Here is a 17,658-nt window from a genome sequence, read left to right as displayed (position 1 = left end):
GACTGTCTCCTCTCGTGCCGGATCGCGCGCTTCCGGCACTGCTCCCTGGCTGTTCCACATGCGCCACGAGGGGGTCGGGGGTGATCCTTGGACGAGGGAACGCATCAGTCCAGGCATACAGGCCACGCGTTGACCAAGACGGGCGCGGGCTCGTTCACCGTCAGCTCCAGCTTTTTACGAGTACGGAGGTTGCCGCGATGCAACCCGTCGTCATCGCGGGCCACGACGGCTCGCCCGGGAACCTGGCCGCCCCGTGCCGGGTCGCCGGCCCAGGTTGCGGCAGCGCCCGGGCACTGCCGCGTCGGCGTCGTTTCCGATGACCGGGCGCGCCCTCAAGGGGACGTCGGCAAGGCCGGGGTCGCAGATGGTGGCTGCCGCGCTTGCAGGTGGCACCCGTACCGACGGCGATCCGCCGTCCCGCGCGGGTGTGTGCGAGACCCACACCGCGGTCCTGTTCTTCGCCGGCGACCGTGCCTACAAACTCAGGAAGCCCGTCGATCTCGGGTTCTTGGACTATACGACGGTGACGGCGCGACGGGTCGCGTGCGAGCGGGAACTCACCCTCAATCGTCGGTTCGCTCCCGACGTCTACCTGGGGCTGGGAGAATTCCGCGATCCAGGCGCCTCGGCAGCCGAACCGATCGTGGTGATGCGCCGCATGCCGGAGGACCGCCGCCTCTCCCACCTCGTGGGGGCGGGAGTCCCCGTCGACGACGTCCTGCGGACCGTCGCCCGGATCCTCGCCGCCTGGCACACGAAGGCGCCGCGTGGCCCCGACGTGGACGAGCAGGGCACCAGGGGCGCACTGTCGGCACGGTGGGAGGCCAGCTTCGCACAGGTCCACGAGCTGTGCGCCGATGGCTCCGTACCCGATGAGTTGGCCGAGGTCGAGAAGCTGGTACGCCGGTACCTCTCCGGCCGGGAGCCCTTGTTCGACGCTCGTATCGATCAAGGGCGTGTGGTCGACGGTCACGGTGACCTGCTCGCCGAGGACATCTTCTGCCTGGACGACGGCCCTCGGATCCTGGACTGTCTCGAGTTCGACGACCGTCTTCGGTACGTCGACGGCCTGGACGACGCGGCCTTCCTCGCGATGGACCTCGAACAGCTCGGTGTCCCGGGGGCCGCTGAGTACTTCCTCGCCCAGTACGGCGAGTACTCCGCCGATCCGGCACCCGCCTCCCTGTGGCACCACTATGTCGCCTACCGGGCCTTCGTCCGTGCCAAGGTCACCCTCATCCAGGCACGCCAAGGCGCTGCGGGCGCGGAGGCGGCGTCGCGGCGGCTGACGTCGACGGCGCTGCGCCATCTGCGCACCTCCGCCGTCTGCCTCATCCTCGTCGGCGGACTGCCGGGCAGCGGGAAGTCCACCCTTTCCGGAGCGTTGGCGGACCGGCTGGGAGTCACGCTGCTGAGCAGTGACCGGATCCGTAAGGAACTCGCCGGGATCCCCGCCGAGCAGTCGGCCGCGGCCGGTTACCGCGAGGGCCTGTACACGCCCGAGTGGACCGTGAAGACCTACACAGCCCTGCTCGACCGCGCGGCGGCCCTGCTGTCCTGCGGCGAGTCCGTCGTCCTGGACGCCACCTGGTCCGGTGCTGCGCAGCGCGAAGCGGCCTTGCGCGTGGCCGAACGCACCAGCGCGGATCTGGTGTCCCTGCGCTGTCAGGTGCCGGGCGACGTCTCAGCCGCTCGCCTGAGTACACGCGCGCCCGGAGCGTCTGACGCCGATCTCAGCGTTGCCCGCTCGATGGCGGCCGGCGAATCGCCATGGCCCGAGGCCGTACCGGTCGACACCAGCGGCGCTCTGGAGTCCGCGGTCGCCCGGGCCATGACTGCCGTGCGCCCGTGGGGCAGCGGTCAGGCGCCGGTCTTCCGTCGTCCGTACATGGAGCCCGACTGATGGGAACACCGACCGGTGAGGGGACGACATCAAGAAGCCTGGCGACGGACCACAAGCGATCGGTATGGAGGGCGGGTACCGGCCGACGGAGGTGACCGGGATTCAGCGCGGGAGACGGGGGTCGTTCACCTCAGGCCGTTCTAGCCGGCTGGCCGGCATCGCGGCGCTGGACGCGGCGCTTGGCCGGAAGCCGGGAGACGCGGTTCTCCACCGTCTTCTCCGACAGATGCAGCTTCTTGCCGATCTCCCGGTTCGTGAGGCCGTCCCCGATCAGCGCGAGAATGTCGCGCCCGCGCGACGAAAGGCCGACGAGCTCCGAAGACAGGGCGGGTGCCTCGGCGGGGTCCGCGCGCAACCCGCTCATCAGGATGCCCGGGGCCGCCTCGGACCCGATGCCGGAACCGATCGGCACATCCTCCAGGGCGATGTTCCCGAGGTGGAACCCGGCACGGTCCTGGGCCATGAGTCCGTCGGCGAGGTCGGCGAGGTGGGCAGCGATGTCCGAACGGTCCGACCCGGCGACCGGGTCCTCGTCTCCTGCATCACGGCGTGCGGCCGCTGCCGGTTCTGTCGTGAAGCGCCTACGGCCAGTGCCGCGGCGACGGCGGTCGGGTGCTCGGCCACCTGATCAACGGGACACAGGCCGAGTACGTCCGTGTCCCCCACGCCGATCTCTCCACGCACCTCCTGCCCGGAGCCGTGGACAGCAGGGACGCCGTACTGTCCGCCTTCCAGGCGCAGCGGATACGCACCCCACGGCGCGTGCGGAGCCGTACCTCGGCCCGGGTCCGCTTTCCGCCGGACGGGCCGTCGAACTCGCGTGACTTCTCCGTCACGGCCGGAGGCAGGGCCCGGCCGGCGAGCCACGGGGGCCGTATGGCCCAAGTGCAGTCCGGGGATCGTCGGACAAACTGGACCTATGGGGTGGCCGCCTGGGTTCCCGGCCGAAGGCGCTGGGACGCGTGGTCACCCGCACAGTCCCGCCGGGCCGGGTGGAGGAGGCTTCGGCGACTTCGCCCGAGCGCCCCGCACCGGTGCGCTCGAGGTGGCGCTCGGCGGACCGTCGCACGAGGACGTCGCCGTCCGGGCGGCCTGGCGAGAGGACGTGGTAGGTCATGACCGAAGGATTCGATACGCAGGTGACCGAGGGACTGCCTGCCGGTGACCTGGGCCGGCGACTTGCCGCACGTCGCATCGAACTCGGCCTGGAACAAGAGGAGACCGCCGCGCGGGCGGGTGTGGCCGCGGCCTACGTACGGCACCTGGAGCGGCATCCCGGTGCCGCCCCCAGTCGCGGCACGCTGCTCAGTCTGGCGGGTGCTCTGCAGACCACGGTCCGTGCGCTCACCGGAGGCGACGTCGATCTGCCGCCCGGACGTGGGCGAGCCGCCCGCGCACCGGAGTTCAGCGAGCTGAGCGTGACCGAGTGCGGCGATCTGCTCTCGACGCACGGAGTGGGGAGGCTCGCGGTGTGTGCCGACAGGGAGCCGTTGATCGTGCCTGTGAACTACACGTTCATCGACGGCACGATCGCTTTCAGGACCGGTCGGGGTGCGATTCCGTCTCTCGCGTCCGGCTGTCGGGTGGCCTTCGAGGTCGACCGTATCGACGACGTGTTCAGCCGTGGCTGGAGCGTGCTGGTCCGCGGGAACGCGCGAGCCGTGACGGAGCCGGAAGAGATGGACCGGCTCATGGAGGCGGCGTACAGCACGCCTTGGGCGGGCGGTCGGCGCGATCTGTGGGTGCGCATCGAACCGTATGCCGTCACCGGTCGCCGGATCGCGGTCTGAAGGGGCCTTTCGCGGGAATCCTGGTGCCGTTGGCACCGCCCGCGGTCCTCCCGGTCGGCTTCGGCCTGGACGGTGACGGGGCGGTGCTGCTGAGTGCTTCGGCCCTGTGTGCGTTGGTGAGCGCGGTCGACGGATCGGTGGTCGCCCTGGAGGCCGACGCCGCCGCCCGGTCCGGTTGGAGCGTGGTCGTGACCGGCATGGCGAATCTGGTCACCGATCCGGCCGGGCACGCACGGCTTCTGCGGACGGGCCCGCGTTCATGGGTGCCGGTGCCACGAGAGGTCTTCGTGCGCATCGAACCGGAGTCGGTCACTGGGCGCAGGCCCACCGCCGGCCGCAGCCTGTACGGCCCGAACATCCCCTCCCTGAAAGCTGACCACCGAGTCCCCACCCTCCCGCTCCAGCCCCGATCCGACCGAACGGCCCTTTCCGAAAGGGCCGTTCAGCGTATTCGTGGGTCAACTCGGCTTCTGCCCGGAGCGTCGCCGCACGACCAGCATGGTCTGAGGACGCCGGTGCCCAAGGGCCGGCGTCTCCGCCGAATGGCCGCTCACAGAAGGGGGAGGCAGAGTCATGACCCTCCATCACGTAGTCGTCGGAGTGGATGGATCGCTGGTTTCCGTAAGGGCGTTGGACTGGGCCGCGGCGGAGGCCGTGCGCCACGGGACAGCCCTGCGGGTGGTCTACGCGGTTCCCGACCGCGACGAGGCCGCGCCGGTCCTGAACGCCGCCGCGTCACGGGTGCGCCGGCGGCATCCGGGGCTCGCGGTGGTGACCGTCGCCGTGGAAGGCGGCCCCGTGCACGCCCTCGCGCGCGAGAGCGCGGACGCCGGCCTGACCGTCGTGGGGACACGAGGCCTCGGCGCGTTGACCGGCGTGGCGTTCGGATCGGTGGGCCTGCGGCTGGCCGCACTGGCTCAGGGCCCGCTCCTGGTCGTACGCGGGGACCATCCGTGCGACGACGGGCGGGACGTGCTCCTCGGCCTGGAGGACGACAGGGACACGCGTGCGGCGGCCTACGCCTTCCAGGAGGCCCGGCGCCGCGGTGCGAGGCTCCGCGTCCTGCATTCCTGGAGCCACCCGCGTATCGCCCCCGAACTGCCCTCCCTCGTGCCGGCCCGCACCCCGGGCCAGGAAAGGCTGATCAGTCAAGCCCGAGCGGAGGAGGCCGTACCGCGCTACGCCCTCACTCGCCTGCGGGACCAGTACGCGGACGTCGTGGTGGAGACCGACACGGTCCGCACCCTGCCCGCGGACGCCCTTCTCGCGGCGACCCGGGACGCCGCCGTGGTCGTCATCGGCGCCCACGGCCGTACGAGCGTGCTCGGGCCGCGCCTGGGCCCGGTCCCCCACGCACTGCTGCACGGTGCGCACTGCCCCGTGGTCATCGTGCCGAACGGCTGACCCGGCACGGGGCGAACGGTGGAGGTTCGGCCGCCCGCCCCGACGAGCTGGTACAGGCCCCGGACGCCATGCGTCCGGGGCTTCGTTCGGCACCCGTGCCGAACCCTCTTCGCGGGGGCCGTCCGCGTCGGTCACCGGCGATGCATGGTCTCCAGAGCGGCGGCCAGTACGTGGGGATCGTGGTGCCCCTTGTAGACCGGCGGGGGCTGCCTGTCCAGCTTCAGGAGCTGTGCCACCGCTGTCCAGGCGGTGCGCACGGAGTACTCGACGGTGAAGACGACGTCGTCGGGCACCTCGGCGAACTGGCCGATGAAGGCGAGGTTGACGGATCCGTCCGGGACGACGAGGGGCCGGTCGTCGCGCCGACGGGCCAGGAACTGGCTGGTGATGTAGGGCATCACACAGGGCACGACGCTGGAGGTCTCCCGGATCCGTGCCGCCGTCCGCTCGTCGAACGGCAGATGGTGCAGAACCTCTTCGAGGATCTCGCGGCCCGAGCACATGGTCATCGGCTTGGGCGTCTGGTTGCCCGCACGGCGCGGGAACAGGCCGTAGCCCCACCAGACCCCGACGTCCTCGGGCTGGTCGCGATAGACGGGCTGACGGTTGGCGACGATGGTGAGCAGCCAGTTGGACTCGGTGAAGGTCATGAGTCCGCCCTTGCCGGCCGGACGGTCGCTGAACTCCTCCAGGGCTCTCAGGAAGGCCGGGTCCTTCGAAGTGACGGTGAAGGACTCCCAGCCGGATTCCTTGACGTTTTTGTCGAAGGCGGCGGGGTTGCCGAAGTCGTCGCGTCCACGGGCCAGCCGGTGCCACAGCAGCCAGGCGTCCGAACGGTGCGGAGTCTGCGAAGGCGCCGAGGTGTGGGTGCCGAGGCTGGAGGCGTCGGTCATGGAGCCGTTGGTGACGAAGACCAGGTCCCCGGGAGCGACGTGCACCTTCTCGTCGCGCCCGCTCCGGTTCAGGTGGAGGGTGTCGACCGTGCCGCTGTGGATGCCCGGGGTGAACCCCAGGTCGGTGACGTGGCAGCGCAGGTGGATCGTCACGCCGCGCTCGGCCAGCCAGGCCGTCAGCGGTCGCACGATCGAGTCGTACTGGTTGTAGCGGGTCCTGTGGATGCCCGACAGGGAGGCGAGACCGGAGAAGAGATGGATGAAGCGCCTGAGGTAGCGGCGGAACTCGATCGCGCTGTGCCAGGGCTGGAAGGCGAAGGTGGTGCACCACATGAACCAGAAGTTCGTGGTGAAGAAGTGTTCGCCGAAGCAGTCGGTGATCCGCTTGCCGTCCAGGTGTCCCTCAGGGGTGGCCAGGCAGCGGACGAGTTCGAGTCGGTCGCGCTCGGAGAATCCCATCGACGTGGTGTCGACGATCTGGCCTTCCCCGTCGACGAGACGGGTGATGTCGTCCCACGGAAAGTCCTCGTGTCCCGCCAGGATCTCCTCGGTCACGGAGACGGCGGGGTCGTCGAGCGTGGGGATACCCGACAACAGGTCGTACGTGCAGCGGAACTCGGCCTCGAACATGCGCCCGCCGCGCATGGTGTAGCCGGCGTCCGGTGTGCCGCCGGCGTCCAGGCTGCCACCAGGGGTCCGCTGTTCCTCGAAGAGGTGGACGTCGGACCCCTCGAAGCCGCCGTCGCGGATCAGGTACGCGGCCGCGGCCAGTGCCGCGATCCCGCTGCCCACCAGATACGCCTTCGCCATCACACAACTCCTCGTTCTCACCCGTGGATCGGGAACCGCTTCGCCCACGGTTCCCTGCCGCACCGGGGTCCGTCAGTGGGCCGTTGGTCACCCCGCCGGTCCGAACGGCCCTCGAACAGCGGTCCGGTGGAGTTCTCGCGCCGGGGCGTGCCGGCCGACAGCCGGACAGACCGACGGCCGGTCGGCGGAGTGCCGCCCACCGGCGCGTCGTCACCTCGGATTCACAGCGCGCGGGAGTCCGCCGGCCCGTCCGAACCCGGGACGGGAGGCGACGGCCGTGTTCCGTCCCGCCATGGCGGCGCCGTCGTCCGGTGCCCGTCGTTCCAGGCCTGGGAGGCCTTGTCCGTCTGGCGGCGCAGCCGGTCCCGGAGCCGGTCGACGGTCTCGGTGGCCGTCGCCTCCTCGGCCGTGGCGACCACTTGGTGGCCGCCGACGTGCAGGTCGGCCGTGGCCGACCAGGGACTCCCGGCGTGGTGTGACACCGCTCGTACGAGGCGCACCTCGCCGGTGACGGCGGGCAGGCCCGGCCTGCCCACGACGGCCTCGATCCTGGCGCGGGCATAGGCAAGGGTCTCCCTGTCCACGGCGCCGTCGGCGCGGAACACGACCGTGGGTGTCGGCCGGGTGTTGTCGGTGGTCATTCGGAGTTCCTCCTTGGGGGGACAGTTCGGTGTGGCTCAGACGGTGGTGTCGGGCAGCCACAGGTCGGGTCCGAAGACCTCGTAGCGGATGTGCCGGGCGGGAACACCGGCACGGAGCAACTGCCCGCGTACCGCCCGCATGAAGGGGAGCGGACCGCACAGGAACACCGTGGCGCCGTCGGGGAGTCCGGTGTCGCTCAGGTCCATCAGGCCGGTGCGGGCGTCGGGTTCCTCCGGTCCGGGACGCTCGTACCAGAACACGCTGCGGGCTCCGGCCAGTTGCCCGACGAGCTCGCGGGTCTCCGCGCGCAGGGCATGGTCGCGGGGGGAGGAGTCGGCGTGCAGGACCAGCACCGGGCGGGTCGAGCGGAGTGCGGCGAGCCGGGCCAGGATGCCGGTCATGGGGGTGCAGCCGATGCCCGCCGAGAGCAGCACGAGCGGGGTGCCGGCGTCCGACGGCTCGTCGAGGAAGACATCGCCGAACGGCGTGGAGAGGGTCAATTCGACCCCTTCACGGACGTGGTCGTGCAACCAGGCGGAAACCTCGCCGTCGGGGGTGGAGGCGTCACCCGTGACCCGCTTCACGGTGATCCTGCGCAGGTCTCCGTCAGGCTCCGAGGACAGGCTGTACTGGCGCAGTTGGTGCACACCGTCGGTCATGAGCACCCGGACGCTCACGTACTGGCCCGCGCGGGCAGGCGGTGCCGGTACGCCGTCCGCCGGGCGCAGCAGGAAGGAGACGACATCGGGGGTCTCGGTGCGACGTTCGACGACGGTCCAGGGCCGCCAGATCTCCCCCGGCCGGACACCGGCGTCCTGGTAGAGGCGGGCCTCCTGACCGATCAGGGCACCGGCCATGAGCCAGTAGACCTCGTCCCAGGCTGCCGCCACCTCAGAGGTGACCGCGTCGCCGAGGACGTCGGCGATCGCGCAGAACAGGTACTTGTGCACGATCGTGTACTGGTCGGCGGTGACCCCGACCGCGGCGTGCTTGTGGGCGATCCGGGCCAGCAACGCGTCCGGACGGGTATCCGGACTGTCCAGAAGGGCGGTCGCGAAGGCGGCGATGGAACCGGCCAGGGCGCGGCGCTGGGTGCCGCCGGCCTGGTTGCCGCGGTTGAACATCCCGTCGAGCAGCTCCGGCCGGTCGTGGAGCATCGTGCCGTAGAAACGGGTGGTGATCTCGTCGAGTGCTTCGGCAACGACCGGCAGGGTGGCCCGGACGAGTACGGCGGATTCTGCGGAGAGCACGGAACCTCCGGAAGAGGGCGGATGAAGGGGTGGGGGAACGGCGTGGTCTCGAGCGGCCGGGCCGTCCTCCGAGGCAAGGGGGAGTGGTCCTTCGAGCGGGTGGCGTCGCCGCCTGCCCCGGCACCGATGCGCGGTGGCGGGCCCGAGGACGGGTGCCAGGGCCCGGCTCCCGGCGGTTCGGAGCCTTGGGTCCCCGGGCGGGGTTCTCGCGGCGGGGGGGGGGGCAGTGGCTTCTCGCCCTGCCCCGACGCGCGCTACGGCCGTGGTGCCCGCTCGGCGTCCGGGCGGCCCTGCCCGTGGCCGTAGTAGGCCTTGCGCATGAGTTCCTGCATGTCGTCGAGCATGGGCATCCGCGGGTTGGCGGGCGCGCACTGGTCCTCGTAGGCGTTGAGGGCCTGCTGGGGCAGCGCGTCGAGGAAGGTGCGTTCGTCGATGCCGAGAGACTGGAACGTCGGCTCGATGCCCACGGCCTCGCGCAGCCGTTCCACGGCCGTGGCGAGTGATTCGACGCCCTCGGCAGGGGTGGCCGCGGCCAGGCCCAGCGTGCGGGCGATGTCCTGGAAGCGCTCGGGGGCCCGGTAGCTCTCGTACTTGGGCCAGCCCGTGAGCTTCGTGGGGATGCTGCCGTTGTAGCGGATGACGTGGGGCAGCAGGACGGCGTTGGTGCGGCCGTGCGCGATGTGGAAGGTGGCGCCGAGGGTGTGGGACATGGCGTGGACGATGCCGAGGAAGGCGTTGCCGAAGGCCATGCCCGCGATGGTGCCGGCGTTGTGCATCTTCTCCCGCGCCTGGGGCTGTTCGGCGCGTTCCGTCACCGCCGCCTCGATGTTCTCGAAGATCATCCGGATCGCGTGCAGGGCGAGGCCGTCGGTGAAGTCGTTGGCGTAGACGGACACGTACGCCTCGACGGCGTGGGTGAGTGCGTCGAAGCCGCTGTCGGCGGCCAGCGCGCGGGGCAGCCCGACGGTCAGCAGCGGGTCGATGACGGCCACGCTCGGTGTGAGCGCGTAGTCGGCCAGCGGGTACTTCTTGCCGGTGACGGGGTCGGAGATGACGGCGAACGGGGTCACTTCGGCGCCCGTGCCGGAGGTGGTGGGGACGCACACCAGGCGGGCGAGCTTGCCGAGCACGGGGAAGCGGAAGGCGCGCTTGCGGATGTCGGAGAACTTGTGCCGCATGTCGGCGAAGTCGACGTCCTTGCCCTCGGCCTGCTGTTCGTACAGCAGCCACATCACCTTGGCCGCGTCCATGGGAGAACCGCCGCCCAGGGCGATGATGGTGTCCGGGCGGAAGTCGCCCATCAGGCGGGCGCCGCGCCGGACGGAGTCGATGCTCGGCTCGGGTTCGACGTTGTCGATGACCTGGACGGTGACCGGCTCGCGGCGTCGCCGCAGTACGCGTTCGACCCGGTCGACGAGGCCGAGGCGGGTCATGGTCGCGTCGGTGACGACGGTGACGCGGTGGACGTCCGGCATGGAGGCGAGGTAGCGGATGGCCCCCGGCTCGAAGTAGATCTTCGGCGGGACCTTGAACCACTGCAGGTTGTTGCGTCGCGCCGAAACCCGCTTGATGTTCAGGAGTTGGGCGGCGGAGACGTTGTTGGACACCGACGTGCTGCCCCAGGAACCGCAGCCCAGCGTCAGCGACGGCAGCAGGCTGTTGTAGATGCCGCCGATGGCGCCTTGCGAGGACGGGGCGTTGACGATGATCCGCACGGTCTTCATGCGCCTTCCGTACGATTCCGCCAGCGCGAGGTCCTGGGTGTGGATGACGGCGCTGTGGCCCTGTCCGTGGAAGGCGACCATGTCGGCGGCCAGGTCGAAGCCCTGCTGCTCCGAGCCGGCGCGGAGCACGGCGAGGACCGGGCAGAGCTTCTCGCGGGTGAGCGGCTCCTGCGGGCCGACCCGGTCGGCCTCGACGAGGATGAGTGATGTCTCCTCGGCCACGCGGAACCCGGCCTGCTCGGCGATCCATACCGGACTCTGTCCGACAGCGGCCGAGTTGACCTTGGGCTCACAGCCCGCGCCGTCGGTGCCGCCGACGGGGAACAGGAACGCCTCCAGCTTCGCCTTCTCCTCGGCCGTGGCCAAGTGGGCGTGCAGGGTGCGGAATTCGGCGAGAACCGCTTCGTAGATCTCCTCGTCGAGGATGACGGCCTGTTCGGAAGCGCAGATCATGCCGTTGTCGAACGACTTGGACAGCACCAGGTCGTTGACGGCCCGACGCACATCGGCGCTGTGATGGACATAGGCGGGCACGTTGCCGGCGCCCACGCCCAGAGCGGGCTTGCCCGCCGAGTAGGCGGCCTTGACCATGGCGTTGCCGCCGGTGGCCAGGATCAGCGAGACCCCCGGGTGCCGCATCAGCAGGCCTGTCGCCTCGACGGACGGGACCTCGATCCACTGCACGCAGTGCTCCGGGGCGCCCGCGGCGACCGCCGCGTCGCGCACGATACGGGCCGCCTGCGCGCTGCAGCCCTGGGCGGACGGGTGGAAGGCGAACACGACCGGGTTGCGGGTCTTCAGCGCCAACAGCGCCTTGAAGACAGTGGTGGAGGTCGGGTTGGTGACGGGCGTGACCGCGCACACCACACCGACGGGCTCGGCCACCTCGATCATGTCGTCGATGTCGTCCCGGGCGATGACGCCGACCGTCTTCATCGGGCCCATGCTGTGGGTGACGTACTCACAGGCGAACATGTTCTTGGCGGCCTTGTCCTCGAAAACACCGCGCCCCGTCTCGTCCACCGCGAGCCGCGCGAGCGCGGTGTGCTGGTCCAGGGCGGCGACCGACGCCTTCTTCACGATGTGGTCGACCTGCTCCTGATCGAGTTCTTCGTAGTCGGCGAGTGCCTTGAGGCCGTTCGTCACCAGCCGGTCCACCGCGACGGCGATGTCGGAGGGTACGGGGGCGGCGATCGCGCCGGCGTCGTCGTGGCGGGTCATGAGGGCGGGCCTCCGTCGTCGAGAAGGACGCCGTCGCAGGGCGGCGGCAGGAGATGAGAGCGGGCCCTTGAGGAACCGGTACCGCTCTCACCAGCAGCTTCTCTCGTCAACCATGGCGCCCCCAGGTCCCGTTGGTCCCCAGGTGGGGCTGACCGGCCCCGAAACAGACGGGCCGGGCGGCCCGTCTGTCCCGTCAGTCGTGCCGGAGGCCGCCGATGGTGCGCTTCTTGGACGGACCGAAGTCAACAGAGGCCAGAAGTCAGGCTGTTGACGACGCCGACCACCCCATCGACGCGATACGTATGCCTGAGCGCGAGCGGAATGTCGCCGTGGTGCGGCGCAGCCCCTTCCAGCGTGACCATGCCGTCCCGGACCGAGACGGCGACTTCATGGGCGGTCAGGCCCACAGCAGGGCTCGCCAACACGGAGAGGACCTCCTGGCGGATCTCGTCGTCGGTCCGCAGGAAGACGCGCAACAGATCGCGCCGGGTGGCGATACCGATCAGCCGGTCCTCCTCGTCCACGACCGGGAGACGCCGGACGCCGTGGCGCTCCATGACACGCGCGGCGTCCGCGATCCGCTGTTCCGGATGCACGGTGACCGCAGGTGTCGACATGAGCTCCCGCGCTGTGCCGGCGCGAGCGACGGCGGCGGCACGACGGGCGGAGCGGCCGAGGGCCGGCACCCGCAGACGACGAGCGCGGTGGTCCACGGACCGGGCTGCCTGGCGACGGATCAGATCGGTCCCGGAGATCACTCCGACGACCTTGTCGTCGTCATCCACGACGGGCAGCCCGCTGATCCGGTGCCGGTCCAGCAACCGCACCACGTCTTCGAACGGTGTCTCCCGGTGCGCCTGGACGACGTCGCGGGTCATCACCTCACCGATGATGCGGGCCATGCCGCCCACTTCCTTCCTTGTCCGCTGTCCAGGGCCGGGCCGTCCATTCGGCCGGCTTCGACACCTGTCCTCAGGGTCTCTCCCGCATCACCGGCGGTGGAGGGGCCGAGTGCCCGGACAGGGGGACCGACCTGCCCGCACGCCGTTGGGCGAACGGCCGAAAGGGCAGGGGTGCAAAGTCCTCCCGGTGTCCGTGACGAGGCTCCCGGTGTGCGGCTCGCTGTCGTCACCTGCTGTCGCTCGTCCCCGTCTCGGGCAGAGCGGCCCGTCCGGCCTCCAGCCGGGCCACCGGGACGCGAAACGGTGAACAGGAGACATAGTCGAGGTCCGCCGCGTGGAAGAAGTGGACCGACTCCGGATCCCCACCGTGCTCGCCGCAGACACCGATCTTCAGGTCCGGTCGCGCGGCGCGTCCTTCGGCGACCGCGATGCGCACCAGTCGGCCCACCCCCGCACGGTCGAGCGTCTCGAACGGCGAGGTGGCGAAGATGCCCTTGTCGAGATAGGCGGAGAAGAACGCGGCCTCGACGTCGTCGCGGGAGAAGCCCCAGGTGGTCTGGGTCAGATCGTTGGTGCCGAAGGAGAAGAACTCCGCCTCCTCGGCGATCCGCCCGGCGGTGAGCGCGGCCCGGGGCAGCTCGATCATGGTGCCGACCGGGCAGCGCACCGGGACGCCGGACTCCTCGGAGACCGCGGCCAGGACCCGTGCCACCTCTTCGCGCTCGATGCGCAGTTCCTCGACCGCACCGACCAGCGGCACCATGATCTCCGCCTTGGGGCAGCCCCCGTCCTTCGTGCGTCGCACCACCGCTTCGGCGATCGCCCGCACCTGCATGGCGACCAGCCCCGGAACGACCAGGCCCAGGCGGACACCGCGCAGGCCGAGCATCGGGTTCTCCTCGTGCGTGCGGTTGACGGCTTCGAGCAGCTCGGCGTCGTGAGGATCAGGGACGGCCCCCCGGGCCTCGGCCGTGGCGACGCGCACGGCAAGATCGGTGCGGTCCGGGAGGAACTCGTGCAGGGGCGGATCGATGAGCCGGATGGTGACCGGCAGGCCGTCCATCGCCTCCAGGATGCCGATGAAGTCCTGCCGCTGAAGCGGCAGCAGCGCGCTCAACGCCTGCTCACGCTCGGTCTCGTCACGGGCCAGGATCATCGCCTCGACCAGTTTGCGGCGTTCGCCGAGGAACATGTGCTCGGTGCGGCACAACCCGACGCCCTGCGCGCCGAACCGCCGGGCCCGCGCGGCGTCCTCGGGCGTGTCCGCGTTCGCCCGTACTTCCAACCGGCGGACGCCGTCAGCCTGTTCCATGGCGCGGGCCACGGCCTCGACCAGTCCGGCCGACAGTTCGCCCTGCTCGAAGTAGCGCATCACCGCGGAGTCGACCAGTGGAGCGGCACCCAGATACACGCTGCCCTCGGACCCGTCGACCGAGATGACCGTGCCCTCCTCGACGGTGGTGCCGGCCACGGTGAAGCGACGTGCCTCGGTGTCCACGGCGAGCTCCTCCGCACCGCACACGCACACCCTGCCCATGCCGCGCGCGACCACGGCCGCGTGGCTGGTCTTGCCGCCGCGGCTGGTCAGCACCGCCTGCGCGGCGATCATGCCCGGCAGGTCGTCGGGAGTGGTCTCCTGGCGCACCAGGACGACCTTCTCGCCCGCGGCGGCCCGGCGGACGGCCTCCGCCGAGTCGAACACGGCGGCGCCCACGGCCGCTCCCGGAGAGGCCGGCAGGCCGTGTGCGAGTGCCTCGCCGACGGCCGAGGTGTCGAACCGGGGGAACATCAGCCGGGCGAGGCCGTCTCCGCCGACGCGGGCCAGGCCCTCGGCCGGGGTGATCAGTCCCTCGTCGACCAGTTCGGCGGCGATGGCGAACGCGGCCTCGGCGGTGCGCTTGCCCACCCGGGTCTGCAGCATCCACAACCGGCCGCGCTCGATGGTGAACTCGATGTCGCACAGATCCCGGTAGTGGGACTCCAACACTCGCATGTGGCTTTGTAGTTGCGTGTACGAGACCGGGTCCAGCTCCTGCAGGGCGGTCAACGGGACGGTGTTGCGGATGCCCGCGACGACGTCCTCGCCCTGCGCGTCGGCCAGGTAGTCACCGTAGAGACCGGGCTGCCCCGTGGCCGGGTCGCGGGTGAAGGCGACACCGCTGCCGGAGTCGGGGCCGAGGTTGCCGAAGACCATGGTCTGCACGTTCACCGCGGTGCCCAGGTCGTCGTGGATGTGCTCGCGACGGCGGTAGATCCGCGCGCGCTCGCCCTTCCAGGACTCGAAGACGGCTAGGACCGCCCGGCGCAGCTGCTCGTCGGGGGACTGCGGGAAGTCCTCGCCGGTCTCCCGGCGGATCAGCTCCTTGTACGTTCCGACGAGGCCGGCCAGGTCCGACGCGGTCAGGCCCAGGTCGTTCGCCGCGCCCCGGGCCCGTTTGAGGTCCGCCATGGCGCCCTCGAAGAGAGCACTCTCGACTCCCATGACCGTGCTGCCGAACATCTGGACGAGCCGGCGGTAGGAGTCCCAGGCGAAGCGCTCGTTCCCGGAGGCCTTCGCCAGGCCGAGGACGGAGTCGTCATGGAGACCGATGTCGAGGATCGTCTCCATCATGCCGGGCATCGAGAACCTGGCTCCGGAGCGGACGGACAGCAGCAGCGGGTCGTCGGGCTGGCCCAGCCGTCGTCCGGCGGCCCGCTCCAGGGCTTCCAGGTGCTCGGTGACCTCGCGGGTCAGACCGTCCGGCTCGGTACCCGTGGTGAAGAAGGCCCGACAGGCCTCGGTGGTCACGGTGAAACCGGGCGGGACCGGCAGGCCCAGCCGGGTCATCTCGGCCAGGTTCGCGCCCTTGCCGCCGAGCAGGTCGGCCATGTCTCGGCGGCCCTCTGCGAAGTCGTACACGTATCGGACCATGACGCCGGTCTCCTCCGTCGGGGTTCGGGCTGAATACGGTTCCAGCGTCCGTCCGCCGCGACCGCGGGGGCAGATGCTTTCGGTCCCCGGCAGAGGGCCGACCGGCCCTGGCGTTCACCCAAGATCACCACTGGATTCGCTTCCGCGTTCTACGGGCGGCCATTAACGTGGCACATGATCGGACCGGCGTGTGTCCGGCCGACCCGGAGGAGCACAAGTGGGAAGCCCCGAGGAAGCCCGGGTACGGCTGCCGCAGCTGAGGCTGGACGAGTTGCTCGGGGAGCTGCAGGCGCGGCTGGACGCGGCTCGCGGTACCCGCGACCGGGTGCACAGCCTGCTGGAGGCGGTGCTGGCGGTCGGCCGGGAGCTGGATCTGGAACAGGCCCTGCACAGCATCGTCGAGGCCGCCGCGGCGCTTGTCGACGCGGAGTACGCGGCGCTCGGTGTGATCGGCCCGGACGGCAGGCGCCTGTCCGCCTTCCACACGGTCGGGGTCAGCGCCGAACAGATCGCCCAGATCGGCCCGTACCCGGAAGGCCACGGCATTCTCGGCGAGCTGATCCGTCACCCGGAGCCGCTGCGGCTGGCGAAGATCTCTGACCACCCGTCCTCGTACGGCTTCCCAGCCCACCACCCTCCGATGAACACCTTTCTCGGGGTGCCCATCCGGGTGCGTGACCAGATCTTCGGCAACCTGTACCTGACCGAGAAACGTGGCGGCGCGCAGTTCGACGAGGACGATGTCTCGGTCACGCTCACGCTCGCGGTGGCGGCCGGAGTGGCCATCGACAACGCCCGCCTCTATGAGGAGTCGCGGCTGCGTGAGCGTTGGCTGCGGGCGAACGCGGAGATCACCCATCGGCTGATGTCCGACGGCCCGCACACCGAGGTCCTGGGGCTGATCGCCGAGCGGGCGGGCGAGATCACGGGATCGGCCCTGGCGGCTGTCGCGTTGCCCGTGCAGGACGCGGAGGCACTCGCGGTGGAGATCGCCGTAGGGATGGACGCCGAGGCGCACCGGGGACTCGTACTGCCCCTGGACCGCAGCCTCATGGGACTGGCGTTCTCCGGTGCCGCCCCGGTCAACAGCACGGACGTCGGCCGTGACGAACGGATCGCCCTGGAGCCTCCGCGCTTCGGGGGACTGGGCCCAGCGGTGGCCGTGCCCATCGGCACGGGCGAGACGGGGGCGCGGGGCGTGGTCCTGCTGGCGCGCAAGGCCGGAGAGCCGGCCTTCACGGCCACGGAGATCGAGACGCTGCAGGCCTTCGCGGCACAGGCCGCCATCGCGATGGAGCTGGCGGAGCGCCGGCAGGACGTCGAGCAGGTCGCCGTGCTCAAGGACCGCGACCGTATCGCGCGCGACCTGCACGACCTGGCGATCCAGCGGCTGTTCGCCACCGGCATGACCCTGCAGAGCGCGGGCCGTTTCATCGGGCACACCGAAGCCTCCGAGCGGGTGACGCGCGCGGTGGACGACCTCGACGAGACCATCAAGATCATCAGGTCGACCATCTTCGGCCTGCGCACCCGCGGTGGCCCGGGCGAGGACCGGCTGCGGGCACGCGCCGTACAGGTGGCCGGGGAGGCGGCGCCGGTTCTGGGATTCGCTCCCAGCGTGCGGATGGAGGGGCTGCTCGACACGGACGTCCCCAAGGAGATCGCCGACCACGTGGTGGCGGTGCTCTCCGAGGCTCTTACGAACATCGCCCGGCACGCGCATGCCGGGCGGGCGGAGGTGGCCCTGTCCACGAACGGTCGGGAGGTGCGGCTGTCGGTCACCGACAACGGTGTGGGCGTCCCGGCCGACGGCCGCCGCAGCGGGCTGCGCAACATGGCGGAACGCGCGGAGCAGTTGGGCGGCCGACTGGAGCTGAGAGAACCCGACGGCGGCGGCACCGCACTCCTGTGGCGTGTGCCGTTGAGCAAGCCGTAGGCGGTTGAGACGGGCTTCACCACCGCTGTCACCGCCTCGCCGGAGGGGTGTCCGGCGGAGGTCGTGGCGCCTCCGCCCCCGACGCCGCCCCGGACGTCGACCGCCCCGCGCGGCAGGGGGCTTCCAGCGCGGCCATCGGGCCGTTTCGCACAGGGCCCAGGCGTTCCTGCGGAGAGGGCCCATAAGGCTTCTGTCCGGACCGTTCGGCTCGTCCTCCTCCAACCGCCGCAGATTCGGGCGTCATCCACCTCGACGTCCCCAGTCGTCCCGGC

11 protein-coding genes and 2 pseudogenes are annotated in these 17,658 nt (G+C 70.8%); 6 read left to right on the top strand and 7 right to left on the bottom strand.

Annotation, left to right across the window (positions count from 1 at the left end):
- The first annotated feature begins 427 nt into the window (after positions 1–427).
- The gene (locus ACFYW7_RS09800) at positions 428–1,903 is read left to right on the top strand and encodes an AAA family ATPase (RefSeq protein ID WP_389499922.1); all 1,476 of its coding nucleotides are present in this window, start codon (positions 428–430) and stop codon (positions 1,901–1,903) included.
- 130 nt (positions 1,904–2,033) lie between these two features.
- Here the strand turns inward: ACFYW7_RS09800 and ACFYW7_RS09795 are convergent, their stop codons facing one another.
- Complete coding sequence (locus tag ACFYW7_RS09795) at positions 2,034–2,267, bottom strand: helix-turn-helix transcriptional regulator (RefSeq protein WP_389500418.1); 234 nt, start codon at positions 2,265–2,267, stop codon at positions 2,034–2,036.
- A 33-nt stretch (positions 2,268–2,300) separates the two neighbouring features.
- On the opposite strand from ACFYW7_RS09795, the pseudogene ACFYW7_RS09790 reads away from it, so the two are divergent.
- The 4 genes and pseudogenes from ACFYW7_RS09790 to ACFYW7_RS09775 all read left to right on the top strand — a co-directional run.
- Positions 2,301–2,632 (top strand): annotated as a pseudogene (locus ACFYW7_RS09790) (alcohol dehydrogenase catalytic domain-containing protein); the annotation flags it as partial.
- A 386-nt stretch (positions 2,633–3,018) separates the two neighbouring features.
- Entirely contained in the window at positions 3,019–3,693 is a 675-nt protein-coding gene (locus ACFYW7_RS09785; RefSeq protein ID WP_389499920.1) for a pyridoxamine 5'-phosphate oxidase family protein, read from the top strand.
- Positions 3,694–3,725: 32 nt separating this feature from the next.
- Positions 3,726–4,055 (top strand): annotated as a pseudogene (locus tag ACFYW7_RS09780) (pyridoxamine 5'-phosphate oxidase family protein); the annotation flags it as partial.
- Positions 4,056–4,266: 211 nt separating this feature from the next.
- The gene (locus ACFYW7_RS09775) at positions 4,267–5,097 is read left to right on the top strand and encodes a universal stress protein (RefSeq protein ID WP_389499918.1); all 831 of its coding nucleotides are present in this window, start codon (positions 4,267–4,269) and stop codon (positions 5,095–5,097) included.
- A gap of 131 nt (positions 5,098–5,228) precedes the next feature.
- Here the strand turns inward: ACFYW7_RS09775 and ACFYW7_RS09770 are convergent, their stop codons facing one another.
- The 6 genes from ACFYW7_RS09770 to ppdK all read right to left on the bottom strand — a co-directional run bounded on the left by ACFYW7_RS09770 (position 5,229) and on the right by ppdK (position 15,450).
- The gene (locus tag ACFYW7_RS09770) at positions 5,229–6,800 is read right to left on the bottom strand and encodes an oleate hydratase (RefSeq protein ID WP_389499916.1); all 1,572 of its coding nucleotides are present in this window, start codon (positions 6,798–6,800) and stop codon (positions 5,229–5,231) included.
- Between the two features lie 221 nt (positions 6,801–7,021).
- Positions 7,022–7,441 carry a hypothetical protein gene (locus ACFYW7_RS09765; RefSeq protein WP_389499914.1) on the bottom strand — a complete coding sequence of 140 codons (420 nt, stop codon included), beginning with the start codon at positions 7,439–7,441 and terminating at the stop codon, positions 7,022–7,024.
- A gap of 36 nt (positions 7,442–7,477) precedes the next feature.
- Positions 7,478–8,692, bottom strand: coding sequence for a globin domain-containing protein (locus tag ACFYW7_RS09760; RefSeq protein WP_389499912.1), 1,215 nt, complete (start codon positions 8,690–8,692; stop codon positions 7,478–7,480).
- 254 nt (positions 8,693–8,946) lie between these two features.
- Positions 8,947–11,637, bottom strand: a complete 2,691-nt coding sequence (gene adhE / locus ACFYW7_RS09755) for a bifunctional acetaldehyde-CoA/alcohol dehydrogenase (protein ID WP_389499910.1) — start codon at positions 11,635–11,637, stop codon at positions 8,947–8,949.
- A 242-nt stretch (positions 11,638–11,879) separates the two neighbouring features.
- The gene (locus tag ACFYW7_RS09750) at positions 11,880–12,539 is read right to left on the bottom strand and encodes a CBS domain-containing protein (protein ID WP_389499908.1); all 660 of its coding nucleotides are present in this window, start codon (positions 12,537–12,539) and stop codon (positions 11,880–11,882) included.
- Between the two features lie 226 nt (positions 12,540–12,765).
- Entirely contained in the window at positions 12,766–15,450 is a 2,685-nt protein-coding gene (gene ppdK / locus ACFYW7_RS09745) for a pyruvate, phosphate dikinase (protein WP_389499906.1), read from the bottom strand.
- A 217-nt stretch (positions 15,451–15,667) separates the two neighbouring features.
- Between ppdK and ACFYW7_RS09740 the strand changes: the two genes are divergently transcribed.
- A complete protein-coding gene (locus ACFYW7_RS09740; RefSeq protein ID WP_389499905.1) occupies positions 15,668–17,386 on the top strand; it encodes a GAF domain-containing protein in 1,719 nt (572 codons plus the stop codon).
- Positions 17,387–17,658 lie beyond the last annotated feature (272 nt).

The organism is Streptomyces sp. NPDC002580, assembly GCF_042889485.1.
In the GTDB taxonomy this organism is placed as follows: domain Bacteria; phylum Actinomycetota; class Actinomycetes; order Streptomycetales; family Streptomycetaceae; genus Streptomyces.
This window is presented reverse-complemented; position numbering and strand designations above follow the sequence as displayed.